The sequence below is a fragment of the Rhizobium sp. YTU87027 genome (genome assembly GCF_050644135.1).
In the GTDB taxonomy this organism is placed as follows: Bacteria; Pseudomonadota; Alphaproteobacteria; order Rhizobiales; family Rhizobiaceae; genus Rhizobium.
In genome coordinates, this window is record NZ_CP098440.1 from 60,889 (window position 1) to 87,134 (window position 26,246).

Below are 26,246 nucleotides of genomic sequence, written 5' to 3' on the forward strand. Positions count from 1 at the left end.
GTCCGGTGTTTTTCTTGGGCGCGACACTGCCCGAAGGCCTTACTCGTCGTCAACCACCCTGAGCTTGAGAAGCCCACTGCGACTGTCGACGGATTTTGGTGCGGGATCTGCGGGATCATTGTCGCGGCCGGCCTTCCCGCTGTCGCCGCCCTCGAATTCCAGAGCCTCGATCTTCGCGCCGCGCTTGGTGAGTTTATCGGCGGAGGTGAGGATCTGGTCGACATCCCTCTGGGCCATGGAAAAATGGTTCTGCAGCTTGCGGACGCGCTCGTCGAGGCGACCGAGATCGTCCATCAGATTCGCGACTTCGCCCTGGATGACGTGTGCCTGCGCCCGCATCCGCTGATCCTTCAGCACAGCTTGGATGACCTGGATGGACAGCATCAGCAGCGAAGGAGACACGATGACGATGCGCGATCGATGCGCCTTCTGCACGATCGCTTCGAAATTCTCGTGGATCTCCGCGAAGATCGATTCCGATGGCACGAACATGAAGGCCGTGTCCTGTGTCTCCCCCTGGATCAGGTATTTCTCGGAGATGTCGCGAATATGCGTTTCCATATCGCGGCGGAACTGCTGCGAGGCGACCTTGGCTCCATCCGGACCACCGGCATCTCGGATCGCGTTCCAGGCCTCAAGCGGAAATTTCGCGTCGATCACCAGGGGCGGTGCGCCGTTGGGCATACGGATCGTGCAGTCGGGGCGCGAGCCGTTGGACAGCGTTTGCTGGAATGCATAGGCGCCCATCGGCAGGCCGTCGGCAACGATCGTCTCCATTCGCGATTGGCCGAAAGCGCCGCGCGTCTGCTTGTTGGAGAGGATCGCCTGCAGGCCGACGACGTCCTTCGCCAGCGTCTGGATGTTGCTCTGGGCGGCATCGATGACGGCGAGACGCTCCTGCAGCTGTTGCAGGTTCTCGTGCGTCGATTTGGTCTGTTCGCTGATCGTCGTGCTGACGCGCTGCGACATTCCGTCCAGGCGCTGGTTGATCGCCTGGTTGAGCTCGGACTGTCTCGAGCCGAACACCTCGGCCATCGTCGACATGCGTCCGTGCATCTCTGCCTGGATCTTCAGAAGTTCCGCCATGCGGGCATCCGTTTCGGCCGCACGAAGACTCGCCACCTCGGCCTGCTCGCGTCGCACCTGCCCGCCGCGGACGAGGAGGACGACCAGAAGCAGGATGAGCGCGGCGATTGCGCCTCCGGCGAGGGCCAGCATGGCGGGGCTTGTCTGCGACAGGGCGAGGAGAAACGACTCAGAGCTGGTGTTCATGCCGGCAACAATAGCAAACTCAAATGAGATATCTAGATCAAAACGTGAACAACTCACAAGCGTTTTGGCAAGTGAGATGACCGGAAGGAACAAACGACGGCCGACAAATGAGGAGCCTACTTAACTATTGCTCAACCATATTGCGCAAAAGCTCTGCTCAAATTTCCTTTCGTATCAATCACAAAGCAGAGACATCATGACCAGCCAGCAATCCGACAGCGCGCTCAAGCAACGCCTCGATTTCATCGAGCTGGACGATGGAGCTCGCACGGCGCTCCGCGAAATGCGTCCGGCGATCTCCGAGCTACTCGGCGGTGCTCTCGACAAGTTCTACGCGAAACTGACGAAGACATCCGAGGTCGCGAGCTTCTTTGCCGACAAGGCGCATATGGGGCAGGCCAAGAAGCGCCAGGAAGACCATTGGGCCAATCTGGCTGGCGGCAACTTCGACGAGGCCTATGTGAAAGGTGTTGTCGCGGTCGGCAAGACGCATGCCCGCATCGGCCTCGAACCGCGCTGGTATATCGGCGGCTATGCCTTGCTGATGAGCGAACTCGTCAAGGGCCTGATGGCCAAGCAGTGGCCCTCTATGTTCGCAAGGCAGCAGGGCAAGGTGCTGGCTGAAAAGCTTGCCGCCGTCATCAAAGCCGCGATGCTCGATATGGACTACTCGATCTCGGTCTACCTCGAAGCGCTTGAAGAGAAGCGCCGGAAGCTGGAGGAAGAGCGCGCGAAAGCCGAGCAGGATCAGACAATCGCGCTCGATCATCTTCGCCGCAGCCTGGAAGCGCTCTCGAACGGCGATCTTGAGGCGACACTGCCGTCCGACCTTCCGGGCAACTTCAAGGACATGGCCGACGATTACAACCGTGCGGTCGCGGCTCTTCGTACATCTTTTGCCTCAGTGCGGGCAACCTCGGGCGAAATCCTGAGGGGCACCGATATTATCGCCAAGGCTTCCGATGACCTTGCCTTGCGAACCGCCCAGCAGGCCGCGGGCGTCGAGGAAAGCTCGGCGGCGCTCCAGCAGCTTTCCGTCAGCGTCGGTCAGACTGCCGCAAACGCCGAAAAGGCATCGGGTGCCGTTCGGGAGACGCAGCAGAAGGCCAAGAATTCGGGCGAACTCGTCACCAGCGCCGTTTCGGCGATGGCCGGCATCGAAAAGTCGTCGACCGAGATTGCAAAGATCATCGGCGTGATCGATGAGATTGCCTTCCAGACGAACCTGCTGGCGCTGAACGCCGGTGTCGAAGCCGCGCGCGCCGGCGATGCGGGCAAGGGCTTTGCCGTGGTGGCGCAGGAAGTCCGCCAGCTCGCGCAACGCACCGCCGACGCTGCCAAGGAGATCAAGAACCTGATTTCGGAAAGCTCGGTCCAGGTGAACGAGGGCGTCGACATCGTCAGCAGCACCGGCGAGGCGCTGAGCGACATGATCAACCGTATCGATGTCATCAACCGCTTCGTCGCCGACATCGCCGCCGCCGCCCGCGATCAGGCAACAGGTGTCAATGAGGTCAGCGTCGCCATCCGCAACATGGACACGATCACCCAGCAGAACTCGGGAATGGTCGAGAACACCTCTGCCGAGACGCGGCACCTTCGTGGCGAAGTCGACAATCTGGTGGCATTGCTGCAGCGCTTCCGGACCGGCGTTGAACGTCGTTCGATGATCGCTCCGCGTCGCGCCGCCTGACACGAATACGGCAAATTTCCGGGCTGGAGCGCAAAAAAGCGCTCCGCCCGCCTGTCGGATAATTCCATCCTGGAAAAAGATGCGTTATGGGAACGCCATGACCATCAAGCCACTCATCATTCTCCCCGATCCGCTGCTTCGTCAGGTTTCCAAGCCGATCGAGCGCGTCGATGCCGATTTTCAGCGCCTTGCCGACGACATGCTTGAAACCATGTACGATGCGCCGGGCATTGGCCTTGCTGCCATCCAGATCGGCGTGCCGCGCCGCATGCTGGTCATTGACGTTTCCCGCGAAGGCGAAGAGAAGCAGCCCCTCGTATTCGTCAATCCGGAGATAGTCGTATCGTCCGACGAGCGCTCGGTGTATGAGGAGGGATGCCTTTCTATCCCTGACTACTATGCCGAGGTCGAACGCCCGGCGACCGTCACCGTCAAATATCTCGACCGGGACGGCAAGGAGCAGACGGTGGAGGCCGACGGCTTGCTCGCGACCTGCCTGCAGCACGAAATCGATCACCTGAACGGCGTTCTCTTCATCGACCACATCTCTCGCCTCAAGCGAGACATGGTGATCAAGAAGTTCACCAAGGCGGCTAAGTCGGCGAAGGCGCTTTAGCTCCAGGCTGCGGCGGTAGCCAGCTTGCGATGCGGCGATTGTGGTCCGACCGCGCCGGCACCGGCCCCGTCCGGGTAGCGATGTCGTCGAGCACGGGTTCGCAGGGGGCTTGATATGGCGCTCGCAAAACCCGTTTGAAGAGGCTGACCGGAAACATGGCGGATAAAATGTCGCTTCGCATCATCTTCATGGGCACGCCCGAATTCTCCGTGCCGACCCTGCGCGCATTGGTCGATGCCGGGCATACGATTCTTGCCGTCTACACGCAGCCGCCAAGGCCCGGCGGACGGCGCGGGTTGGACCTGCAGAAGTCGCCCGTGCATCAGGCCGCCGAACTGCTCGGTATCCCTGTCTTTACGCCGGTGAATTTCAAGGATCCGGAAGAGCGTGAGCGCTTCAAGGCTCACGATGCCGACGTTGCCGTTGTCGTCGCCTATGGCCTGCTGCTGCCGGAGGCGATCCTGAGCGGCACGCGTTACGGCTGCTACAATGGACACGCCTCGCTTCTGCCACGTTGGCGGGGTGCCGCCCCGATCCAACGGGCGATCATGGCCGGCGACGAGAAGACCGGCATGATGGTGATGAAGATGGACAAGGGCCTGGACACCGGCCCCGTCGCGCTCACCACCGAGGTTAAGATCGACGCCAATACCACGGCTGGCGAGTTGCACGACAAGCTGATGCATGTCGGTGCCAAGGCGATGGCTGACGCGATGGTCAAGCTCGAGATGGGCGATCTTTCCCTGATGCCGCAGCCGTTAGACGGCGTGGTCTACGCCGCCAAGATCGACAAGGGCGAGACTCGGATCGACTTCTCGCGGGACGCCGTGGAAGTCCATAACCACATTCGCGGTTTGGCACCATTTCCGGGCGCATGGTTCGAAGTGGCGATCGGCGGCAAGCCTGAGCGCGTCAAGGTGCTGGCCTCCGAACTCGCGCAAGGTAGTGGCGGTGCCGGCGAACTGGTGACAGACGATCTGGTCGTTGCTTGTGGAACCGGCGCCGTTCGCCTGACCAGGCTGCAGAAGGCTGGAGGCAAGCCGTTGCCTGCCGCCGATTTTCTGCGCGGGACACCGCTTGCATCTGGCTCGAGGCTGTCCTGATGCATCGCTACCGCATGATCGTCGAATATGACGGTGGTCCTTATGTCGGCTGGCAGCGGCAGGAAAACGGACCTTCCGTCCAGGGCGCGATCGAGAAGGCGATCCTGTCGGCAAGCGGTGAGACTGTCTCGATCCGTGGGGCGGGCCGCACCGATTCCGGCGTTCACGCCATGGGGCAGGTGGTTCATGCCGACCTTGACAGAGAGTGGTCGGCCTTCAAGCTCCAGAATGCTCTGAACGCTCATCTCAAGATGGCCGGCGAGCGGGTCGCAATCATCAGCGTGGAAGTCGCCAGGGAATTCTTCGATGCACGGTTCTCGGCACTGCGGCGCCACTATCTCTATCGCATCATCAGCCGCCGGGCGCCGCTGGCTCTCGAAGCCGGCAAGGCTTGGTGGGTGCCGAAGCCGCTTGACCATGAGGCTATGCATGCGGCGGCGCAGACCTTGATCGGCAAGCATGATTTCTCGACGTTCCGTTCCGCCCATTGCCAGGCGAACAGCCCGATCCGCACGCTTGATCGGCTGGATGTGACAAGAAACGGCGAGCTGATCGAGATCCGTGCCACCGCCCAAAGCTTCCTGCACAACCAGATCCGTTCTTTCGCGGGAACACTCAAGCTCGCAGGCGAGGGCAAATGGACGCCGGACGATGTCCGCGCCGCATTGGACGCACGCGACCGCAAGGCCTGTGGCCCCGTTGCGCCGCCGGATGGACTCTATTTCATGCAGGTGGATTATCCGGCGGTGATCACAGACCGCCGCCAGGCAACGGCAGACGACGACGATCTATCATAATCAGTCCTGCTGTACCTCCCGCAAAACTCGCCATGATCCGCCAGTCCGGCGAGGAGCCTTTCAAGATCATCGAATATTTGAAGCCGCCTCCGGTTCGGCAGGGCTATAAGGCCCGATAGACGGCCTTGCCGATATCCAAAGGGAATGTGCCGAACAATCCTTCGAGCGCGGTGTTCGTGAGGGCTACCACTGTCAGTTTCCTCTCCTGATCGACGAACCAAGAGTGGCCGTAGACGCCGCCCCACTGGAGTGCTCCCCGTGCCAGCGGCAGATCGGCACGATCCGGATCAGTGACCACAGCCCAACCGTAGCCGAAGCCGAGCCCGGGTCGCTCGAGTCCGGCGAGGCCGTTCGTCTGGTCGCGGACCATTGCTGAGACTGTGCTTGTGTCGAGCAGCGGCGCTCCGCCGCGCCGAACGATTTCGAGTATGGCGAGGATGTCTTCGGCTGTGCCTGCCATGCCACCGCTGGCGGAATGATAGGTATGAGGATCAAGGATGCGCTCCGTCGAATAGCGGATCACGCCGGAAGAGGTGACAACCGAATCCTCGCATTCCATCGGCTGGGGTTCTGGCGTCGCATTCTTGTAAGGGACGGCAAGACGGGCGCGATCCGTTACATGAAACGCAGTATCGGAAAGTCCGAGCGGTCGAGTGACGAGCGCGGCGACCGCTTCGCCCAGCGGGCCGCCGGTCTCCTTCTCGATGACGCCGCCGAGCACATCCATCGAGATCGAATAGCGCCAGCCCGTGCCGGGTGCGTAAAGCAACGGTGCGTTTGCAAGCCGGCGAAGCTTTTCTTCGAGCGCGATGCAGGCAGGGTGTTCACCCGCGAGATTGGTACCGCCCAGCCTCCCTTCGCCGGCATCTCCTGGCAAACTGCCGTCGAGGCCAGCTGTGTGCGTCAGCAGATGATGGATCGTGATGGCAGGCGTGGACCCGTCCGGAAGCCGGGGACGAAAATAGGGAAGCCAGCGGGTAACAGGATCAGCCAGACAGATCCGTCCTGCTCCGACGAGCCGCATGGCGGCGATGGCGACGATTGGCTTGGTCACCGAGGAAAGCCGGAAGATGGTATCCGTGCGCATCGGCAGGCCGTTCTCGCGGTCCGCCATGCCGGCGGCGCGACCATAGACAATGCTGCCCTCCCGGGCGACCAGGACAACAGTTCCGACGAGCCGCTTCTCCTCCAAAGCGGAGTCAATTGCGCTGTCGAGCAGCCGAGCCATTTGCGGGTTCGGTCTGATGGCGATTGCGTCGGAAGACATGTTTTTCCTCTCAAAGAAAATGGTGTGCAGTATCGGTCTGCCGGTCGGGGGGGCCAGCAGTGTGTAAATTCGGAAGATGTGGGTTTTCGCCGAGGAGGGGACTTCCTAGCGTCATTGGCGACGAGAGGACCTTAATACTTGCGCACGATTGCGATAATCGGCTCTATATCTGCAAGAGCTTGGCATGGAGCGCAAAGATGACGGGTTTCGCGGATCGACTGGACATCTTCCTCAAGGTCGTTGCCACGGGAAGCTTTTCCGCTGCCGGTCGGGATCTTGGCATGCAGGCGTCATCGATATCGCGGCAGATCGACCTGCTGGAAAGCGAGCTCGGAGTGGAGCTGTTCTATCGGTCGACGCGCCGGCTCGCATTGACGTCAGCAGGGGAGACACTTCGCCACCGCGCCCGGCAGGCACTTGGTCAGCTCGAGGAGACTAGGAGCGTCGTCGCGGCAATGGCTAGCGAACCGCAGGGATGGCTGGCGATTTCGGCGCCGGTCTGCTTCGGGCAACGTCATGTCGTACCACTCGTGCCAATCTATCTGGAACGATTCCCGAAGGTGCATCTCGAACTGTCTTTGGAGGATCGGGCCGTGAATCCGATCGGGGAGAACATCGATCTCGCTGTCCGCATCGGCAAGCTACACGATTCCGCGCTTCTCGCGACGAAGCTTGCGACAACGGCGAGCGTTGTCTGCGCCGCGCCGTCCTATCTTCAGCGGCACGGTGTTCCGACCGTCCCGGCAGACCTCGTGCATCACGCCTGCCTGACCACGCCGAAGCCGATGAAGGCCGGGATGTGGCAGTTCGGCGACGCCGGATCCGAAGACCGGCTCGAGGTTTCCGGCCGTTTTGTCTGCGCCGACATGGATGGGCTTCTTGCAAGCGCCATCGCCGGCCTGGGGATCATCCATCTGCAAACATGGCTGGTAGCAGAACCGCTCAGAGACGGCAGGCTGGTGCGGCTCTTCCCAACGCTGCCACCTAGACCGGATGGCAGCGGCATCCACGCGCTCCGGCCGCCGGGCGCGCTGACGGCGAAGGTGAAAGGGATGATCGATCTTCTGAAGGCGCGGATGGCCGCCCTATCGGAATAGGTCGATTCCGACGGATCTATATCGGATAGATGCCGAGAAAGCGTTGCAGATATTCCGACAGCATGAGCGACGGCACGAGCAGCACCAGTGTGAGTGCGCCGACCATCAGGCCTTGGCCGTAGAAGATCATCCTTAGGATGCGGGCGATCGCAAAGACCTGCGCAAGCATGAAGGCCAAGAGCAGCAGCGAGACCAGCCCGACCAGCTGTGGAAGGAAGAAAACCAGCGCGAGCAGCAAGCCGTTGATATAGGAAAGCGGAACGCCGAGCCAATTGACGCTAACGATGACGGGCGCAAAGCGCTCGCCCTTCTTGAAGGCGAGGAGCAGCAAGCCCGCAAAGACCAATGGCACGAACCAATTTGCGGCTTCGACAAGCCCGAGCCGGAAATAGAAGAGCGCCCCGACATTGGTATGCGGCGGCATCGTTTGCAGGAAGGCCTGGCGCCACCAGAGCCACGAGATCCCCATCGGCGGCAGGCACCAGAAGATCGCCCAGAACGAGCGGTTGACGCCGCGCTCCGACATATCGAGGAAGCGGAAACCGCGTGGGTCCATGCGGATCAGCAGCCAGATCCCCGCGAGATAATACTGAACTTCTCTAAAGCCCGGCATTCGCGAACCAGCGCTCGATGAAAGTTTCATAGATTACCGTGAGTCGCTCGAGGTCGGAAACAGCAACGCGCTCATCGACCATGTGCATGGTCTGGCCGACGAGACCGAATTCCACGACGGGGCAATAATCCTTGATGAAACGGGCGTCCGACGTGCCGCCCGTGGTGGAGAGCTTCGGGGACTGGCCGGTCTCGCTCTCGACGGCGGACGAGAGCGAGGCGATCAGTGCATTGTTACGCGTCAGAAAGACGTGGCTCGGTCGCTCCGCCCAGACGATATCATACTTGAGTGCCTCGCGACCGGGACGGAGGACACCCTCAGCCGCGGCGGCATCAAGGCGGCGCAGGATCTCCTGCTGCAGGCTCTCCGCCGTCCACGTGTCGTTGAACCGGATGTTGAAGCTCGCCGTCGCCTTGGCCGGCACGACGTTCGTCGCCGGATTGCCGACGTCGACGGTCGTCACTTCGAGGTTGGATGGCTGAAAGTTGTCGGTGCCGCCATCGAATGGCGGGTGCATCAGCGCGTGCGTCAGCTGCAGGATGCCGCGCACGGCATTGTCTGCAAGATGCGGATAGGCGGCATGACCCTGGACACCGTGCACGGTGATCTTGCCGGAGAGCGAGCCGCGACGGCCGATCTTGATCATGTCGCCGAGCTTGTCCGGATTGGTCGGCTCGCCGACGAGGCAGGCATCCCAGCGTTCGCCGCGCTCGGCGGCCCATTGCAGCAGCTTGATCGTGCCGTTGATCGCCGGGCCTTCCTCATCGCCGGTGATCAGGAAGGAAACCGAGCCCTTCGGCGCGCCATGCTTTTCGATATGGCGGGCAATGGCCGCAACAAAGCAGGCGACGCCGCCCTTCATGTCGACGGCGCCGCGTCCGAAGAGTTCGCCGTTCGCGATTTCGGCGGCAAAGGGCGGATGCGTCCAGGCGGCTTCGTCGCCGACAGGCACCACGTCCGTATGCCCGGCAAACATCAGGTGCGGACCCTCGGTGCCGAGCCGTGCGTAGAGGTTCTCGATATCGGGCGTTCCCGTCGCCGTCGCCTTCACCTTGTCCACCTTGAAGCCGAGCGGCAACAGCATCGCCTCTAGCGCCGAAAGCGCACCGCCCTCGGCGGGCGTGACGGACGGGCAGCGAATCAGGGTCTGAAGATTGGCGATGGGATCAGTAGCGGTCATGGGAGGGAACTATCCAGCGGTAGTGGCAAAGAAATGGCAAGGCGACGATGCCGCCTTGTTGAAATGTGCCGTTCATTTTGCCGGATCAAGTCCGACTATCAGCGTTCGGGCGGCGCGCGTCGTTTCAGGCGCGCTGACCGCCGGAACCTCAGGACTTATCAGTCGCGAAGCAGTTCGTTGATGCCAGTCTTCGAGCGGGTCTTTTCATCGACGCGCTTGACAATAACGGCGCAGTAAAGGTGCGGTGCCGGCTGGCCGTTGGCCATCGTGGCATTGCCCGACGGCATCGAGCCCGCGACAACCACCGAGTAGGGCGGCACTTCACCGTACATCACTTCGCCGGTGGCGCGATCGACGATCTTGGTCGACTTGCCGATATAGACGCCCATGCCGAGGACCGAGCCCTCGCGGATGATGCAGCCTTCGACGACTTCCGAACGCGCGCCGATGAAGCAGTTGTCCTCGATGATCGTCGGGCCGGCCTGCATTGGCTCAAGCACGCCACCGATGCCGACGCCGCCCGAGAGATGCACGTGCTTGCCGATCTGCGCGCAGGAGCCGACCGTCGCCCAGGTATCGACCATCGTGCCTTCGTCGACGAAGGCACCGAGGTTGACGAAGGATGGCATCAGCACGACGTTCTTGGCGATATAGGCGGAGCGACGGACGACGCAGTTCGGCACGGCGCGGAAGCCGGCGGCGCGATATTGGTTTTCCCCCCAGCCTTCGAATTTGGACGGCACCTTGTCCCACCAGGTCGAATTGCCCGAACCGCCCTTGACGACTTCCATGTCGTTCAGGCGGAACGAGAGGAGCACGGCCTTCTTGAGCCACTGATTGACCTTCCAGGCGCCGTCGCTGCCGCGTTCGGCAACGCGTGCTTTGCCGCCGTCGAGAAGTTCGAGCGCTGCCTCGACGGCATCGCGAACTTCGCCCTTCGTAGACGTATTGACGTTGTCACGGTTATCGAAGGCGGCTTCGATTGTCTTTGCAAGGGATGAAAGGTCACTGGCGCTCATGGGAATTCCTTAAACTTCGATCTCTATCGTGGAGACCGAAGCCTCCGGAATTGTGATTGGCGGGGTGCGATCTGCTCTATCGCATGAACGGCTAAAATGGAATGATTTTTCCGCGGCGATTCAACGCTTCGAGACGACATACCGGCTGTGAAAGCCGGCGGTATTGAAAGGCATTTTGACATGGCAAAGGCACGGAACGGCAGGCTGCGGCGCAAGGATGGCGTTTGGGATCCGCTGAAGACGAGCGCGATAGACAAGCACCGTGCCGAGGCCGTGCCGAAGACGCCGCAGACGCTGTCGCCGTCCTATCGCCTTGCCTATGTTGACGAAGAGTTTCTGTGCCGCGAGGAACTGCGGCCGATCCGACTGCAACTCGAACTGCTGAAGGTCGAGATGATGCTGGCGGAACGCGGCATCCGGTCGACGGTCGTGATGTTCGGCGGCGCCCGCATTCCCGCGCCGGGCCAAAGCGCATGGGCCGCGAGAAACGAAACGCAGCGTGCCAACCTCGAAGCGGCATCGGTCTACTACGACGAGGCGCGCCAGTTCGCGCGATTATGCTCGAAATATTCGGCCGGCTTCGATTTCCGTGAATACGTCATCGTGACCGGCGGCGGCCCGGGCGTGATGGAGGCCGGCAATCGTGGCGCAGCCGACGAAGGCGCCCCTTCGATCGGCCTCAACATCGTACTTCCGCATGAGCAGGCACCAAACGTTTACGTGACGCCGGAACTGAGCTTCAATTTCCATTATTTCGCGATCCGCAAGATGCACTTCATGGTGCGCGCCAAGGCCATTGCTGTCTTCCCGGGTGGCTTCGGCACCCTCGATGAATTTTTCGAGTGCCTGACGCTGATCCAGACCGGTCGCATGGAGAAAATGCCGCTCATCCTGTTTGGCGAGAAGTTCTGGAGGAGCATCGTCAATTTCGAGGCGCTTGCGGAGTTTGGCACCATTGCGCCTGACGATGTCGATCTGATCAGCTTTGTCGATACCGCCGATGCTGCCTGGAAAATCATCCAGGATTTCTACGAGCACCACGAATAGAAAAGCCCGCCGAGGTGGCGGGCTTCGAGTTCGGTAAGCTACCGCTTACGGGAACGGGCGATCAGGCATGTCGTCGAGCGAGATAACGCCGTCCTTGTTGCGATCCATCCAGGTGAAGAACTTGTCGAATGCGGCTTCGGCTTCCTGCTTGGAAATCTGACCATTCTCGTCGGTATCGAAGCGCTGCATCATCATCATGCCTCGCATCATACCGCCATGCATGCCGCGGCGATCCGGTCGGGCGTCGGGCCCAGGCTGCGGTGGTGCCGGCTGGGCGCTGTCGGCATCCGGAGGCGGTGCCATCGGCATAGTGTCGTCATCTGTGGTATCATCGGCGGACGCCTTTACCTTGGCCATCTGGGCTTCGCGGTATTTGCGGATTTCGCCCGGCGTCAGCGAGCCGTCCTTGTCGGTATCGATCGCGACGAAGATCGCCTCCATCCCGTCCTTGGCTTCCTGCTTGGAAATCTGTCCATCCTTGTTCGTGTCGAATTGCTTGAGCATGCGAACGAAGATGATTTCGCGGATCGCGCCCATGCGCGGTCCCATCATCATGCCCATGCCGTGTTGCGGACGTGGCGGATGATGCTTCTTGTCGTGAGACGCAGCAAAACTGGTGCCGGCTGCGGCACCGACGATCATGACGGAGGAGAGTGCGGCCAGTATCAGCTTGTTCCGAGACATTTCAGCTCCTTTCAAAGTGCAATCGCAATGGGATTACAGACAAAAGGGTAGGGCCGATGTAGCAAATCGCCCAATTAAAGATCGGTAAGCTGGATGAAACTTTAGTAATCTAGCCGGCAATCTTCGCAAGAAAATCAGTGAGATCGTCGGTCACGAAGTCGATGTGATCATCCTCGCCGCTGGTCTTTTCCCACCATTCGACAACCGTCTCCTCAAGGTTGTTCGGCACCAGCAGGACAGTCTGCATACCAAGCGTCTTTGGAACCCTGAGATTGCGGGGAAGGTCCTCGAACATCGCCGCCTTGCCCGTCTCGATCCGCTTCAGTGCGGTGAACTTGTCGTAGGTTACCTGCGCTGGCTTCGGCACGAAGTCCGCAGCCACGATGTCGAAGATATCGTCGAAATGCTCGAGGATGCCGAGCGCGCCGGCCGCCATCTCGGCATGCTTGACGCTGCCATTGGTGAAGATGAACTTGCGACCCGGTAGTGCTTTGATGGCTGCACCCAGTTCGGGTTGCGCCGTCAGGCTTGAATAGTCGATCGCATGCGCCTTCTCGAGGAAGTCGTTCGGATCGACGCCGTGGTGGATCATCAACCCCTGCAGCGTCGTGCCGTGATCAAGATAATATTGCTTCTGCAGCCTGCGCGCCTCCTCCCGCTCCATCTGCAGCAACGTTGAGACGTAGGCCGTCATGTTCTTGTCGATCTGCGCGAACAGGTTGACATGATGCGGGTAGAGGGTGTTGTCGAGGTCGAAAACCCACTCGGTCACATGCGAGAAGTCCGCCTTGGTCGGCGTGCGATCTATCTTGGTCATGGGGGCGTTATGGCACGGCCGGCCGAGCAAGGAAATCGGCAAGAAAAAATAGACGCCCGATTTGCGGCGGACGCGGCCCGCAAGGGATGGTAAAACGCCTCATGCTCTTCGACCTCCCCAGTGACGACGCGCTCTATGATGCGCTGATTGCCCGCAGCCCGGCCTACGAAGGCCTCGCCTATGTCTGCGTCAAGACAACCGGCGTTTTTTGCCGGTTGACCTGCCCGGCTCGCAAGCCGAAGCGGGAAAATACGCTCTTCTACGAATCCATCGCCACCTGCATGCAATCCGGTTTCCGGCCCTGCCAACGGTGCCGGCCACTGCAAGAAGCAGGCCGGGAGCCGATCGTCGACCAGCTCCTCGCCGCGCTCGACCATAGTCCAGCGGCGCGATGGACGGAGGACGATCTGATCGCGCGCGGCTACGATCCCTCGACCGTGCGGCGGGCTTTCAAGCGATCCCTCGGCATGACGTTTCTCGATATTGCCCGCTATCGCCGTCTTGGCGAGGCGGCAAAGCAACTGGCGAATGGCGCGCGCGTCATCGATGCGCAGATCGAGGCAGGGTACGAATCGGGCAGCGGTTTCCGCGCCGCGTTTCAGCGGCTGATCGGCAAAGCGCCTGCAATGTCGCAGAATCGCGATCTCCTGTTCGCCGATTGCTTCGAAACGCCGCTCGGCCCGATGGTCGCTGTGGCCGACCAGACACATCTGCATCTCCTCGAGTTCCACGATCGCAAGGCGCTGCCTGCGGAGCTGGAAAAGCTGCAGCGCAAGACGCGCTCTACGGTCGCAACCGGCCGCACGCCGGCGATCGATCAGATCGAAGCCGAGCTGAAAGTCTATTTCGATGGCAAGTCGGCCGCCTTCCGCACGCCGCTCGCGCTGGGTTTCGGCACGGCGTTCGAGCGCCGAATCTGGTCGAAGCTGATGGAGATACCCGTTGGCGAGACACGCGCCTACGGCAACATTGCGCGTGATATGGAAAACCCGAAGATGGTGCGCGCCGTCGGCCGCGCCAATGGGGCGAACCAGATGGCGATCGTCATCCCATGCCACCGGCTGATCGGTGCCGACGGGTCACTGACGGGCTATGGCGGCGGGCTCTGGCGCAAGCAATGGCTTTTGCGACACGAAGATGAGATGAAAACCAAGGGATTGTTTGTGGAGGAGATCCAATGAATCAGGCTGAGAAGGCAAAGGCATTCGGCGCGCTGCATCAGAAGGGTAATCCCGTCGTTCTTTACAACATATGGGACGCGGGAACGGCGAAGGCGGTGACTGAGGCGGGCGCCAAGGCTCTGGCAACGGGAAGTTGGTCGGTTGCCGCAGCACAGGGTTATGGCGATGGCGAGAAGATTCCGATGGACGCGTTGGTCGCCACGACCCGCCAGATCACGGCGGTCAATGACCTGCCGCTCTCCGTCGATTTCGAAGGGGCATACTCAACCGAGCCTGCCGGCGCTGCCGCCAACGTCGAGAAGCTGATCGACGCCGGTGCTATCGGTATCAATTTCGAAGATCAGGTAGTCGGCGGCGATGGGTTGCACGCGGTAGAAAAACAGGTAGCCCGCATCCGCGCCATTCGCGAGTTAGCGGACCGCCGCGGCATTGCCTTCTTCATCAATGCGCGCACCGATCTGTTCCTGCGCGAAGGCGACCTCTCGAAACATGCGAGCCTGGTCGATGCGGCAATCGAGCGTGGCAAGGCTTACGCTGCCGCTGGCGCCAACGGCTTCTTCGTGCCCTGGCTGATTGAGCCGGCGCTGATCCAGAAAATCTGCGACGCGTCGCCACTGCCGGTGAACATCATGATGCGGCCGGGTGCGCCGGATGTGAAGACGTTGGCGAAACTTGGCGTCAGCCGCATCAGCTACGGGCCAGGACCCTATCGGATGATGTTGGAGAAGCTGAAAGAGGCAGCCGCGGCGGTCTATGCCGCCGCGGGCTAAAGCAATTCCACGGTTTTTTTGTCCGGAACTGCGTAAAGTAAAGGCTCAGGGAACGATCAGCGTTCCCGCGCCGTGCTCGGTGAAGATCTCGAGCAGCACGGAATGGGCGGTCTTGCCGTTCAAGATGACGACGCCCTGGACGCCCGCCTTGATCGCGTCGATGCAGGTCTCGACCTTCGGGATCATGCCGCCGGAGATCGTGCCGTCGGCGATCAGCGCGTGCGCCTGCGCGACGGAAAGTTCCTTGATGAGGTTGCCCTGCTTGTCGAGGACTCCGGGGACATCGGTCAGGAAGAGCAGGCGGGTGGCGTTCAGCGCACCGGCGATCGCGCCGGCAAAGGTGTCGGCGTTGATGTTGTAGGTTGCGCCGTCGCGGCCGGGAGCAACCGGAGCGATGACAGGGATCATTTCGGAGCGGGCAAGCAGGTCGAGCAGCGTCCGGTCGACTTCGACCACCTCGCCGACGAAGCCGAGGTCGAGCACGCGTTCGATGTTCGAATCCGGATCCTTGACCTTCTTCTGCGCCTTTTCGGCGAAGACCATGTTGCCGTCCTTACCGCAAAGGCCGATTGCCCATTCGCCCGTTTGATTGATGAGCGCGACGATCTCCTTGTTGATCGAGCCGGCCAGAACCATTTCGACGATCTCGACCGTCTTGGCGTCGGTGACGCGCAGGCCGCCCTCGAACTTCGATTCGATGCCCATCTTGGTCAGCATTGCGCCGATCTGCGGGCCGCCGCCGTGGACGACGATCGGGTTGACGCCCGACTGTTTCAAGAGTGCGATGTCGCTGGCGAACGCCTTGCCGAGCTCGGGATTGCCCATGGCATGGCCGCCGTACTTCACGACGATCGTCTTGTTTTCGTAACGCTGCATGAAGGGCAGGGCCTGCGCAAGCAGGCGTGCCTGGGTTTCGCTTTCAGACTGGTTCATGGGATACCCCGCGGAATTGATCGCGGCCTTTTATCGCAAGTTTTTGACAGATGGAATAATCCAGAGACCATTAGTTTAGCGTATCTGCTGGCAAGTGAGCGCAGGACGACACAGCTGTCGCCGAGAGGCATGACATGACAGGCGACGAAATCGCGCATCTGATCAGCCAGGTTGCGATCGGCGATCGCAAAGCCTTTGCGATGCTCTATCGCGAGACCGGCCCGAAACTCTTTTCCATCTGCTTGCGTATCTTGAAGGACAGAACGGACGCCGAGGAAGCGCTTCAGGAGGTCTATGTCAAGATCTGGCAGCGCGCCGGCGTCTTTGCCGCCGGGGCAGGTGCCCCTTCGTCCTGGCTCGCCGCAATTGCGCGCAATCAGGCGATCGACATCATGCGCGCGCGCAAGCCGATCGCCGACGAACTGGATAGCGCATACGACCTCGCGGATGACGGTCCTTCCCCGGAGATACAGACTGTGATCAAGGATGAAGGAAGGCGCATTGACACCTGCATGGAAGAGTTGGAAGCTGATCGGGCAGTGGCGGTGAAGAGAGCTTACGTCGAAGGGCAGAGCTATCAGGAACTGGCCGATCAGTTTGGCGTCCCTTTGAACACGATGCGCACATGGCTGCGTCGCAGCCTCTTGAAACTGAGAGAGTGCATGGAACGATGACATCGCCGGATCAGAGCAAGGGAGGCCGCTCCCGCGACGAGGTACTCGCCGGTGAGTATGTTCTTGGTGTTCTTTCCTTCAAGGATCGGCGGGTGGTGGAAGAGCGTATGCGCCGCGACAGGCAGTTCGCAGCTATTGTCAGCCGTTGGGAGACTAATCTCTCCGCTTTCAACGACGACTACGATGTCGTAAGCCCCGGTCAGGAAACGTTCAAGCAGATCGAAGCGCGGCTGTTCGGTACGCCGGAAGCTGCCCCAACGCCGGCACGTGGTCTGTGGGCTTCCATCGTCTTCTGGCGTTGTCTTGCGCTCGTCTCATTGCTGATTACAGCGGGCGCACTGACGATTGCTACCGTTGCTGTCACTCCGCCTCAGACCTCCGCGCCGCTCGTGGCCGAGCTGACCGCTTCCAACAGCCAGGTCAACCTGCTGACCTCCTATGAGCGGCAGAGCGGAAAACTGAGGATCGTGCCCATCGCCACCGGCAAACCTGAAGAAAAGTCACTGGAACTCTGGCTTGTTCCGGCAAGCGGTGCGCCAAGATCGCTTGGCGTGTTCCCTCCGGGGCAGGCGGGCGAATTGGTCATACCTGTCGATATGCGCGGCAATATAGACGAGGGCGCGGCCCTTGCCGTCAGCCTCGAACCCTTCGGCGGTTCGCCGACCGGGCAGGTCACCGGGCCGATCGTGGCAAGCGGTACGGTGCACCGCCGCTGACCTTTTTTCAGCAAGCTTGCGCTCTCGCTGAAACTCTCCCCACAAGCCTCCCGTAGATCCTCATGTCCGCAAGGGAATGTTGGCATTCAGCCGGTCTTTTGTGCGGACGCTAGAGGAGAACCACCATGATGAAGTCTGCACTGCGCCTGACCGCGCTTGCCGCTGCCGTTTCCGCATTTGCGTTTGCCGCGCAGGCCAAGAACCCGATGGTTGGCGGAGCTGCCATGTATCCGACCAAGGATATCGTGCAGAATGCGATGAACTCCAAGGATCACACGACACTGGTTGCTGCCGTCAAGGCTGCTGGCCTGGTATCGACGCTGGAAGGCAAGGGGCCCTTCACGGTCTTTGCCCCGACCAATGAGGCCTTCGCGGAATTGCCCGCCGGCACAGTCGATACGCTGCTGAAGCCAGAGAACAAGGCCCAGCTGACAAAGGTCCTGACCTGCCACGTCGTTGCCGCTGACGCGATGGCCAAGACCGTCGCCAAGATGATCAAGGCCGATGGCGGCGAACACGACATCAAGACGGTTGGCGGCTGCGTGCTGAAGGCCAAGGAAAGCATGGGCGAGATCACCCTCACCGATGAAAACGGCGACGTTGCCCATGTGACCATCGCTGACGTGAAACAGTCCAACGGCGTCATCCACGTCGTTGACAGGGTTCTGCTGCCGAAGATGTAAAAGAAGTTCAGGCAGTCCGTGGGCGCCCTATTCCCGGGGCGCCTCATTTATTTCCAGTTGGCGACGCCGACCGTCTGCGCAATGGCCTCGCGCAAGTCATCGAGGCCTTCGCCTTTTTCCGACGATGTGGCAATGATCCCGGGGTAAGCGGCCGGTCGCTTCTTGATCTTTTCCGTCGTCTCCGCGAGCAGCTTGGTCACGGCCGGTGGCTTGATTTTGTCCGTCTTGGTCAGAACGATCTGGTAGGAGACGGCCGCCTTGTCGAGCAGATCCAGGACCTCGTCATCGTTCTTCTTCACGCCGTGACGGCTGTCGATCAGCACGTAGACGCGCTTCAGTGTTGCGCGCCCACGCAGGTAATCGAAGACGAGTTTCGTCCAGGCATCGACCTGATCCTTCGGCGCTTGTGCATAACCGTAGCCTGGCATATCGACCAGCGCCATTGGTGGCAGGTCGCCGGCTTCACCTGAATAGCCCTCCGGCACGAAGTAATTGAGCTCCTGGGTGCGTCCCGGCGTATTGGAGGTGCGAGCCAGCCCCTTGTGACTGACGAGCGCGTTGATCAGCGAAGACTTGCCGACATTCGAGCGACCGGCAAAGGCCACTTCCAGCGGTCCTTCCGGCGGCAGGAATTTCAGGGATGGAACGCCGCGGATAAAAGTCCAGGGGCGCCCGAAGAGCGGCTTGTCGTTCTTGTTGTCGGTCATTCGGCCTTTTCCAGTCCAAGTCCAGTGTGCCTATGGCATTCAGGTTTCGGGCGATTTTGTCAACCGCCAGGCCGGCCGTCGCCGAGATAGGGCGATGCTGGCACAAATGAAAAGCCCCGCCGAAGCGGGGCTATCATCATTTTTCTGTTGGAGCCGGCCTTCGTTTGAAGAGCCCCTTCAGATTGTCGAAGAGCTCGATCTTCACGCCGTGGCGCTTCATGATCACCGACTGTTGGATGACCGAGAGCGTGTTGTTCCAGGCCCAGTAGATGACCAGACCGGCCGGGAAGCTCGCCAGCATGAAGGTGAAGACTAGCGGCATCCAGTTGAAGATCATTGCCTGCGTCGGATCCGGCGGCGTCGGGTTCATGCGCATCTGCAGGAACATCGTCACACCCATGATCAGCGGCCAGACGCCGAGATGCAGGAAGGTCGGAGCCGCAAACGGCAGGAGACCGAAGAGGTTGATGAACGACGTTGGATCAGGCGCCGAAAGGTCCTGGATCCAGCCGAAGAACGGCGCGTGACGCATCTCGATGGTGATGTAGATCACCTTGTAGAGCGAGAAGAAGATCGGGATCTGCAGCGCGATCGGCCAGCAACCGGCGATCGGATTGATCTTCTCTTCCTTATAGAGCTGCATGGTCGCCTGCTGCAGGCCCATTCGGTCGTCGCCGAACTTCGCCTTCAACTCTTCCATCTTCGGCTGCACGCGCTTCATGTTCGCCATTGAAGCGTACTGCTTGCTGGCGAGCGGGAAGAACAGCGCCTTGACGATGATGGTGGTCAGCAGGATCGCCACGCCGAAGTTGCCGAAGTAGTGGAAGAAGAAGTCCATCAGCCTGAACATCGGCTTCGTCAGGAAGTAGAACCAGCCCCAGTCGATCAGGCGATCGAAGCGAGGGATCTGATACGTATCCTTGTAGTTGTCGATGACAGGAACGACCTTGGCGCCGGCAAAGATCAGGTTCTTGAGCTCAGTCGATTGGCCGGGCGCGACAGTGACGGCGTTCTGCTTGTAGTCTGCCTGGAAGCGCGGCTGTCCGTCCGTGAAGTGGCTGAAGCGGGCGTCGAAGGCAGTTTGCTGCGGGGGGATGAGCGTCGCTGCCCAATACTTATCGGTGATACCGAGCCAGCCGCCAGTTGCGTTCGCCAGATTGACGGCTTCCTTCTCCACGGCCGTGTACTTGCTTTCGACAAGCCCATTGTCGCCAACAACGCCAATGAAGCCTTCATGCAGCACATAGGTCGAGGCGACAGCCGGCTTGTTGTAGCGCGTGATGCGGCCGTAGCCCGAAAGCGCGACTGGAGCCTGACCGGCATTGGTGATCTTGTCCGTGACGGTGAACATGTAGTTTTCGTCAACGGAAATGGTGCGCGCGAAAGTGACGCCCTTGTCATTGGTATAGGTCAGCGTGACCGGGGTCTTTTCGGTCAGCTTCGCATCAGCGGGCGCCGTCCACAGTGTCGAGGGGCCCGGCACGCTGCCGGTCGCGTCGCCGCCGATATAGCCGAGTTCGGCAAAATACCCGTCCTTCGTTTCGGAGGGGCTGAGCAGGGTGATGATTGGGCTGTTTTGGTCGACTGTTTCGCGGTAGCGCTTGAGACGGAGGTCGTCCAGACGGGCACCGACAAGGTTGATCGAACCGGAAAGTGCCTGCGTATCGATCGTGACGCGCGGGTTCTTCGCAAGAGCATCTGCAATCGATGCCACCGCCGGAACCTGGCCGGTGGGAGCGGCACCGTTCGGCTGCGCCGTACCCGCGCCGCCGGCCGCCGGCGTCTGCACCTGTTCGGTCTTTTGCTGGGCCTTCTGAGCCAGTTCGGCCTTCCGCTGCGCTTCGATGCGCGGGTTCATATAGAGAAATTGCCAGCCGAGAACGATCAGCACCGAGAGAGCGATCGCAATGAAGTAATTGCGGTTGTTTTGCATCATACGTTCCTGGGGCGGCCGTCTCCGGACCGCTTGTGTTTCGGCTTGGTTTCGACGCGAGTTTTGAGCTCTGCGGCTAATTCTTTGAAGGATGCTTTCAGCACGTCCCTTCGCGCGACAACCACATAGTCGTGTCCGGGCTGCATTGCAAACCCTGCATGAAGTCGCACCGCCTCTTTCAGGCGCCGCCGCATACGGTTTCGTTCGACTGCGTTGCCGTGCTTTTTGGTGACGGTGAAGCCGACGCGGGCTTCGGTTTCGGGTTCCTTCCGGTCGAGCACTTCGAGCAGGAAGAAACCGCCCTTGCGTTTTTCGCCTTGGCGGACAGCAAGAAACTGCGGGCGGCTTTTCAGCCGCCCGGCAGTCATTTTCTTTTTATTGGTCGTCAATTCGCCCGCCATCTCTTATCGGGCAATTCCGGCCTTAGGCCGAAAGACGCTTGCGACCGCGTGCGCGGCGAGCAACGATAACCTTACGGCCGCCCTTGGTGGCCATACGTGCACGGAAACCGTGGCGGCGCTTGCGAACAAGCTTGGATGGTTGGTACGTACGCTTCATTTATTTAAACACCGCGGAGTGCGGCCCTTCTTGAATTTGCATATTGCAAGGAGCGTTGTTTTGTCGAACGGGCGAGGCTAACGAGAGCCTTATATGACCGGACGTGCGGCGGCTTATACGGATGAAGGCTGCCAAAGTCAATTATCGCCCGGAATTTCCGCGTCTCAGGCTGCGGTACAGGATTTAGCGAAGCGCATTAAGGTTTGTGACGATGTGTTAACCGCTGCGTCTGCGTAATATTTTTCTTTAATCGCAACTGTCGCGCGCATTATTGCAATAATCTAACGCTTTCGGCGCAAAAAAAGAAACGGTGGCGACTAAGTACAGGTAATTTTTTGTAGTGACGCGGGCGAGCATCCGAAAGCGAACGTTAATTTATTTCGGCCAAATTTAGCTATCGGCCGGAATGCTTTCCCGGCTTGTGATTAGTCTTGGGAGGCTTTCTTTGAAAATTCGAGGTAAGATCAATCTGCTTGTCTCCGCCATGTGCGGCGTTGCACTGCTGATCGGGGCAACGGCAATTTGGGCCGTGCGTCAATATGATGAGAACCTGTCGGCGTACGCAGATGCGTCCGATCGCGCCTATGCCGGCGAACGCCTTAACCGTTTTGTGACGGCGACGGTAATGGAGGCACGCGGAATCTACGGTGCGCCGTCGACGAAGGAAGCTGCCACCTTCGCAAAGGGGCTGCTGGCCGACCTCGACCAGATCGACAAGGTCATTGCGTCCTGGACCCCGCTCGTGCCCGAAAGCCAGAAGGACGCGTTTGCCAAGTTGGTTCAGCGCGCCAAGGAGTTTCGGACGTTCCGTGCCGAAACAGCGCGCCTCGGCACTGAAGTGAACCCACAGGCTGCGAACGAGCAGGGCAACAACGACGCTAACCGCGCCAACCGGAAGGCTTTCCAGGCGGAGATCGATGCGATCGTCGCCACCGACAAGGCGACGCTGGACGCCGTCAATGCGCAGGTCGAAAGCTCGCGCACCTTTGTTCTGTGGCTGGTGGTCGCGATCACCGGCATCGGCATCGTTGCTGGTGTCGGTATGGGCGTCTACATCGGCACCATTCAGCTCAGCCGCCCGATCAAGAAAGTGACGGACGCGATCAAGGCGGTCGCCGATGGCAACTTTGATGCTGATGTGCCGTTCGCTGGCCGTCAGGATGAAATCGGCGAGATGGCGGCCGCTGTTGCCGTCTTCAAGGAAAATGGTCTCGCCGTTCGCCGCATGAATGCGCAGGAAGCTGCCATGCGTGCGAAGAGCGACGATCTGCAGTCAAGCATGTCCGTCGTCGTTGCGTCTGCAGCTGCGGGCGATTTCAGCCGCCGCATCGAAAAAGACTACGGCGACGAAAGCCTCAATCAGTTTGCCAGCAACATCAACCATCTGCTGTCAAGCATCGATACCGGCGTCGGCGAAACGCGCCGCGTGATTGCAAGCCTGGCGGAAGGCGACCTGACGCAAACGATGCGGGGTACCTTCCAGGGCGCCTTCGCCGAGCTGCAGCAGAACGTCAACAGCACCTTCGCGACGCTGCAGACGACGATGCGCGAGGTCCGTGAAACCGCCGAAGGCTTCCACGGCAACACAAACGAATTGCGCGCCGCCAGCGACGACCTCTCCAAGCGTACCGAGCAGCAGGCCGCAGCCCTCGAACAGACTTCAGCGGCGCTCGACGAGATCACCGCGGTGGTCAACAACTCGACCGAGCGTGCCCAGGAAGCCAGTGTCATGGTCTCCGAGGCCAAGGACGATGCCGGTAAGTCGGGTGTGGTTGTCCGTAACGCCGTCGACGCCATGGGTCGCATCGAGCAGGCTTCGCGCGAAATAAGCCAGATCATCAACGTCATCGACGAGATCGCCTTCCAGACGAACCTGCTTGCCCTCAACGCCGGCGTCGAGGCTGCGCGTGCCGGGGAGGCAGGCAAGGGCTTCGCCGTCGTCGCCCAGGAAGTCCGTGAACTGGCGCAGCGCTCGGCAACGGCCGCGAAGGATATCAAGGGCCTGATCACCAAGTCGGGCGATGAAGTGCAGGTCGGTGTGAAGCTGGTGCAGGCGACCGGTGAGGCGCTGGCCCAGATCGAACGCCGCGTCAACGCGATCAACGACCACATCCACTCGATCGCGACCGCCGCGAAGGAACAGTCGACGGGCCTCAAGGAAGTCAATACGGCCGTCAACCAGATGGACCAGGTAACGCAGCAGAACGCCGCTATGGTCGAGGAAACCTCGGCTGCGACGCACAAGCTCTCCGGCGAAGCCGACGGTCTCGTCCGTCTCATCTCGCGCTTCAAGGTCTCGAATGCGCCGGCTGCGGCCCCGGTCGCGGTTACCCGCCATCAGGAGCATCGTCCGGTGGCCTCGCCAGCTCGTCGCGCCATGGGCACCGTCGCGCGGGCGTTCAGCGGCAATACCGCCGTGGCCGAACAGAATTGGGAAGAGTTCTGATCACCTCGTCCTTCTCGATCGATTGAAAACGCCGCCTCCGGGCGGCGTTTCCTTTTGCAGCAAACGGGACTGCTCTCAAAGATTTGAAAGCGGACCGTCATCGTCTAATATAGAAGGCGCAAAGGGCGCCCGGCGCCAAGCGGACGAAAGATGATGCAAGGCAACGAACAAGGCGACGATCTTCCTCCAGGCGGTGCTGCCGGGACCGAGATCGATAAGGCCGAACACTGCGCACCCGGCAAATTCGGCGGGCTTTCCGGCAAGCTGCTATGGCTGACGGTTGTCTGCATCATGCTCGCCGAGGTGCTGATATTCTTTCCCTCAGTCGCCAGCATGCGTCTGCGGTGGCTGGATGAGAGGCTGAACGCCGCCGCCGCGGCCGCGATCGTTATCGATGGCCTGCAGCCGGTGGAGCTGCCGCGCGCACTGCAGAAGGAGACGCTGGAGGCGACGGGCACCAAGGCGATCGTGCTGCGCAAGGAGGGCACGTCTCGTCTCCTCGCCACGACCGACATGCCGACCTCCGTCGACAAACAATACGATTTGACCGACGTGCCGGCTCTGACGGCGATCAGCGATGCGCTCGATACGCTGATTTTCGGCGGTGACCGCATGATTCGCGTCTATGGCCCGGTGGAGGACACCAATACCGGCGTCGAAGTGGTGATGAAGGACAAGCATCTGCGCAATGCGATGCTTGGGTATTCACGCAACGTCTTCCTGCTGTCGATCCTGATCTCGTTGTTCACAGCGACGCTGGTGTTCTTCGCGATCGACCGCATTTTGATCCGGCCGATTCGCAAGCTGACCGGCAGCATGCAGCAATTCTCCTCGGATCCAGAAAATCCGCACAACGTCTTCGTTGGCGATGGCGGCCGCGATGAGCTCGCGGTTGCCGGCCGGCACCTGACCTCGATGCAGATGGAACTGCAAAAGACGCTGAAGCAGCAGAAGAACCTGGCCGCGCTCGGCCTCGCCGTCTCGAAGATCAATCACGACATGCGCAACATCCTCGCCTCGGCGCAGCTGATGTCGGACCGCCTCGTCGATGTCGACGATCCTATGGTGAAGGCCTTTGCGCCGAAGCTGCTGCGCACCATTGACCGCGCAGTGGGTTACACGACCGAGGTGTTGTCCTATGGGCAGGCAACCGAAGCAGCGCCGCGCCGCCGCCGCGTCCGGCTTTTCGACCTGACGCAGGACGTTAAGGACATGCTGGCGATCGATGCTCAGAGCGGCATCGAATTTATCGATCAGATGGCGCCGGAGCTCGAGGTCGATGCCGATAGCGAACAGCTGTTCCGGGTGATCCACAATCTCTGCCGCAACGCCGTGCAGGCGCTGAGCGCTCCGGCCGGCAGGCGAGGATTGGATGGTAGCAAGCGAATCACGGTTTCCGCCCAGCGCGTCGGCAGTGTCGTCAGCATCATCGTCGATGACACCGGCCCCGGCATGCCGCAAAAGGCGCGGCAGAATCTCTTCGCAGCCTTCCGCGGCTCGGCGCGTTCCGGTGGCACGGGCCTGGGGCTGGTGATTGCCCGCGAGCTGGTGCTGGCCCACGGCGGCACGATCGCGCTTGTGGAAAAGCCATCCGTCGGGACACAGTTCCGCATCGAGATTCCGGATCGCCCGGTATCCCTGGATGATTACCGCAGCCGCGCGCTTTACGAAAAGTGATGTGTTTCTGCGCATTTCAGATATGCGCTACCAAAGTCGCGATTTTTTCAGAAAGCCTATTGCAATCCCTCAAAGGACCCTTTAGAGAACCGCCCACGCAAGCGGTTCGGCCGCTTCCGGCACGCACCCGTAGCTCAGCTGGATAGAGCACCAGACTACGAATCTGGGGGTCAGGAGTTCGAATCTCTTCGGGTGCGCCATCATTTCCCTAATGCATTGAAGTGCAAAAACATCTATGGTCTCAGGACCTTAGCGCAAGCCGTCTGGTACACAACAGGGGCACGCAAGGGATGGCCACAAGATGACAGGGCTCACCTACATGCAGCGTCGCAAAGGCAGCGGCATCTACGAGTTTCGCAAGAGGCTTCCGTCCAGCTTGGCGGGAAGGCCGTGCCCGGTGCCGCTTAAGGTGCATTTCGGCGAACTGATTAACCCCGACACCGGATGCTTCAAGAGGGAACTCACCAAGTCTCTCGGGACCACCGACCACCGGATTGCCAAACGTAGGGACCTCAGCGAGGCAGCACGGGTGACCGACCTGCTGGAGCTTGCAGCTCGCCTGATGCAGGGCGGCGAGGCTACGGTCGGCGACGGTGCGCACCTGTTTTTCAAGGTGGTTAGCCAACGGCAGGTGAGCAGGACCTTTATCATCGACGGTGCCTCTTATTGCCATCTTCTCCGATCCCTTCCTGCGCAGAATTAGGGTTGCGGGCGACACAGCGCTCAGCAAGCCGCATTTTTTGACACCGCTACGGTAATCCAA

Annotated in this window: 26 protein-coding genes and 1 tRNA gene; 15 read left to right on the forward strand and 12 right to left on the reverse strand. The window is 60.6% G+C overall.

The annotated features are described in order from the left end of the window. Positions 1–39: 39 nt before the first annotated feature. Positions 40–1,272, reverse strand: a complete 1,233-nt coding sequence (locus NBG89_RS00300; RefSeq protein ID WP_431321234.1) for a DNA recombination protein RmuC — start codon at positions 1,270–1,272, stop codon at positions 40–42. Positions 1,273–1,468: 196 nt separating this feature from the next. Here NBG89_RS00300 and NBG89_RS00305 point away from each other — a divergent pair, with 196 nt between their 5' ends. The 4 genes from NBG89_RS00305 to truA all read left to right on the forward strand — a co-directional run bounded on the left by NBG89_RS00305 (position 1,469) and on the right by truA (position 5,481). Next, the gene (locus NBG89_RS00305; protein ID WP_431321235.1) at positions 1,469–2,965 is read left to right on the forward strand and encodes a methyl-accepting chemotaxis protein; all 1,497 of its coding nucleotides are present in this window, start codon (positions 1,469–1,471) and stop codon (positions 2,963–2,965) included. Between the two features lie 97 nt (positions 2,966–3,062). Beyond that, positions 3,063–3,581, forward strand: a complete 519-nt coding sequence (def, locus tag NBG89_RS00310) for a peptide deformylase (protein WP_028749410.1) — start codon at positions 3,063–3,065, stop codon at positions 3,579–3,581. A gap of 167 nt (positions 3,582–3,748) precedes the next feature. Then, entirely contained in the window at positions 3,749–4,684 is a 936-nt protein-coding gene (fmt, locus tag NBG89_RS00315; protein WP_431321236.1) for a methionyl-tRNA formyltransferase, read from the forward strand. Further along, positions 4,684–5,481, forward strand: a complete 798-nt coding sequence (gene truA / locus NBG89_RS00320) for a tRNA pseudouridine(38-40) synthase TruA (protein WP_431321237.1) — start codon at positions 4,684–4,686, stop codon at positions 5,479–5,481. The genes fmt and truA overlap by 1 nt, the downstream gene beginning before the upstream one ends. A gap of 103 nt (positions 5,482–5,584) precedes the next feature. On the opposite strand, the gene NBG89_RS00325 is transcribed toward truA, so the two are convergent. Then, positions 5,585–6,748, reverse strand: a complete 1,164-nt coding sequence (locus tag NBG89_RS00325; protein ID WP_431321238.1) for a serine hydrolase domain-containing protein — start codon at positions 6,746–6,748, stop codon at positions 5,585–5,587. 197 nt (positions 6,749–6,945) lie between these two features. Here NBG89_RS00325 and NBG89_RS00330 point away from each other — a divergent pair, with 197 nt between their 5' ends. Next, positions 6,946–7,845: a LysR family transcriptional regulator gene (locus NBG89_RS00330; RefSeq protein ID WP_431321239.1), complete on the forward strand. Its 900-nt coding sequence runs from the start codon at positions 6,946–6,948 to the stop codon at positions 7,843–7,845. 16 nt (positions 7,846–7,861) lie between these two features. Here the strand turns inward: NBG89_RS00330 and NBG89_RS00335 are convergent, their stop codons facing one another. The 3 genes from NBG89_RS00335 to dapD form a co-directional block, all read right to left on the reverse strand. Further along, positions 7,862–8,458, reverse strand: a complete 597-nt coding sequence (locus NBG89_RS00335) for a hypothetical protein (protein ID WP_088691196.1) — start codon at positions 8,456–8,458, stop codon at positions 7,862–7,864. Further along, on the reverse strand, positions 8,445–9,638 hold the full coding sequence (gene dapE, locus NBG89_RS00340; RefSeq protein ID WP_431321240.1) for a succinyl-diaminopimelate desuccinylase: 1,194 nt from the start codon (positions 9,636–9,638) through the stop codon (positions 8,445–8,447). The genes NBG89_RS00335 and dapE overlap by 14 nt, the downstream gene beginning before the upstream one ends. 158 nt (positions 9,639–9,796) lie before the next feature. Continuing rightward, positions 9,797–10,657, reverse strand: coding sequence for a 2,3,4,5-tetrahydropyridine-2,6-dicarboxylate N-succinyltransferase (dapD, locus tag NBG89_RS00345; protein ID WP_431321241.1), 861 nt, complete (start codon positions 10,655–10,657; stop codon positions 9,797–9,799). Between the two features lie 180 nt (positions 10,658–10,837). Here dapD and NBG89_RS00350 point away from each other — a divergent pair, with 180 nt between their 5' ends. Next, positions 10,838–11,704 carry an LOG family protein gene (locus tag NBG89_RS00350; RefSeq protein WP_431321242.1) on the forward strand — a complete coding sequence of 289 codons (867 nt, stop codon included), beginning with the start codon at positions 10,838–10,840 and terminating at the stop codon, positions 11,702–11,704. Positions 11,705–11,749: 45 nt separating this feature from the next. On the opposite strand, the gene NBG89_RS00355 is transcribed toward NBG89_RS00350, so the two are convergent. Further along, positions 11,750–12,388 carry a calcium-binding protein gene (locus NBG89_RS00355; RefSeq protein WP_431321243.1) on the reverse strand — a complete coding sequence of 213 codons (639 nt, stop codon included), beginning with the start codon at positions 12,386–12,388 and terminating at the stop codon, positions 11,750–11,752. A gap of 109 nt (positions 12,389–12,497) precedes the next feature. Continuing rightward, the gene (locus NBG89_RS00360; protein ID WP_431321244.1) at positions 12,498–13,205 is read right to left on the reverse strand and encodes a pyrimidine 5'-nucleotidase; all 708 of its coding nucleotides are present in this window, start codon (positions 13,203–13,205) and stop codon (positions 12,498–12,500) included. Positions 13,206–13,306: 101 nt separating this feature from the next. Here NBG89_RS00360 and NBG89_RS00365 point away from each other — a divergent pair, with 101 nt between their 5' ends. Beyond that, a complete protein-coding gene (locus NBG89_RS00365) occupies positions 13,307–14,386 on the forward strand; it encodes a bifunctional transcriptional activator/DNA repair enzyme AdaA (protein WP_431321245.1) in 1,080 nt (359 codons plus the stop codon). Next, positions 14,383–15,156 (forward strand): isocitrate lyase/PEP mutase family protein, encoded by a 774-nt coding sequence (locus NBG89_RS00370; protein ID WP_431321246.1) that lies wholly within the window; start codon positions 14,383–14,385, stop codon positions 15,154–15,156. The genes NBG89_RS00365 and NBG89_RS00370 overlap by 4 nt, the downstream gene beginning before the upstream one ends. Positions 15,157–15,201: 45 nt before the next feature. Here the strand turns inward: NBG89_RS00370 and argB are convergent, their stop codons facing one another. Next, positions 15,202–16,089 (reverse strand): acetylglutamate kinase, encoded by an 888-nt coding sequence (gene argB / locus NBG89_RS00375; protein ID WP_007529633.1) that lies wholly within the window; start codon positions 16,087–16,089, stop codon positions 15,202–15,204. Between the two features lie 134 nt (positions 16,090–16,223). Between argB and NBG89_RS00380 the strand changes: the two genes are divergently transcribed. From NBG89_RS00380 to NBG89_RS00390, 3 genes are all read left to right on the forward strand, one after another. Further along, positions 16,224–16,763 (forward strand): sigma-70 family RNA polymerase sigma factor, encoded by a 540-nt coding sequence (locus NBG89_RS00380; protein WP_431321247.1) that lies wholly within the window; start codon positions 16,224–16,226, stop codon positions 16,761–16,763. Next, on the forward strand, positions 16,760–17,479 hold the full coding sequence (locus tag NBG89_RS00385) for an anti-sigma factor (protein ID WP_431321248.1): 720 nt from the start codon (positions 16,760–16,762) through the stop codon (positions 17,477–17,479). Before NBG89_RS00380 ends, NBG89_RS00385 begins: the two co-directional genes overlap by 4 nt. A 125-nt stretch (positions 17,480–17,604) precedes the next feature. Next, a complete protein-coding gene (locus NBG89_RS00390) occupies positions 17,605–18,162 on the forward strand; it encodes a fasciclin domain-containing protein (protein ID WP_431321249.1) in 558 nt (185 codons plus the stop codon). Between the two features lie 47 nt (positions 18,163–18,209). Here the strand turns inward: NBG89_RS00390 and yihA are convergent, their stop codons facing one another. The 4 genes from yihA to rpmH form a co-directional block, all read right to left on the reverse strand. Further along, positions 18,210–18,869 (reverse strand): ribosome biogenesis GTP-binding protein YihA/YsxC, encoded by a 660-nt coding sequence (yihA, locus tag NBG89_RS00395; RefSeq protein WP_431321250.1) that lies wholly within the window; start codon positions 18,867–18,869, stop codon positions 18,210–18,212. Positions 18,870–19,005: 136 nt separating this feature from the next. Then, on the reverse strand, positions 19,006–20,802 hold the full coding sequence (gene yidC / locus NBG89_RS00400; RefSeq protein ID WP_431322741.1) for a membrane protein insertase YidC: 1,797 nt from the start codon (positions 20,800–20,802) through the stop codon (positions 19,006–19,008). Continuing rightward, positions 20,802–21,203, reverse strand: a complete 402-nt coding sequence (gene rnpA, locus NBG89_RS00405) for a ribonuclease P protein component (protein ID WP_088691206.1) — start codon at positions 21,201–21,203, stop codon at positions 20,802–20,804. The genes yidC and rnpA overlap by 1 nt, the downstream gene beginning before the upstream one ends. 22 nt (positions 21,204–21,225) lie before the next feature. Next, positions 21,226–21,360: a 50S ribosomal protein L34 gene (rpmH, locus tag NBG89_RS00410; RefSeq protein WP_016552555.1), complete on the reverse strand. Its 135-nt coding sequence runs from the start codon at positions 21,358–21,360 to the stop codon at positions 21,226–21,228. 445 nt (positions 21,361–21,805) lie between these two features. On the opposite strand from rpmH, the gene NBG89_RS00415 reads away from it, so the two are divergent. The 4 genes from NBG89_RS00415 to NBG89_RS00430 all read left to right on the forward strand — a co-directional run bounded on the left by NBG89_RS00415 (position 21,806) and on the right by NBG89_RS00430 (position 26,186). Then, entirely contained in the window at positions 21,806–23,806 is a 2,001-nt protein-coding gene (locus NBG89_RS00415) for a methyl-accepting chemotaxis protein (RefSeq protein ID WP_431321251.1), read from the forward strand. A gap of 153 nt (positions 23,807–23,959) precedes the next feature. Further along, positions 23,960–25,483, forward strand: a complete 1,524-nt coding sequence (locus NBG89_RS00420) for a sensor histidine kinase (protein WP_431322742.1) — start codon at positions 23,960–23,962, stop codon at positions 25,481–25,483. Between the two features lie 123 nt (positions 25,484–25,606). Further along, a tRNA-Arg gene (locus NBG89_RS00425) sits at positions 25,607–25,683 on the forward strand. A gap of 101 nt (positions 25,684–25,784) precedes the next feature. After that, the gene (locus NBG89_RS00430; RefSeq protein ID WP_431321252.1) at positions 25,785–26,186 is read left to right on the forward strand and encodes a DUF6538 domain-containing protein; all 402 of its coding nucleotides are present in this window, start codon (positions 25,785–25,787) and stop codon (positions 26,184–26,186) included. Positions 26,187–26,246: the final 60 nt, after the last annotated feature.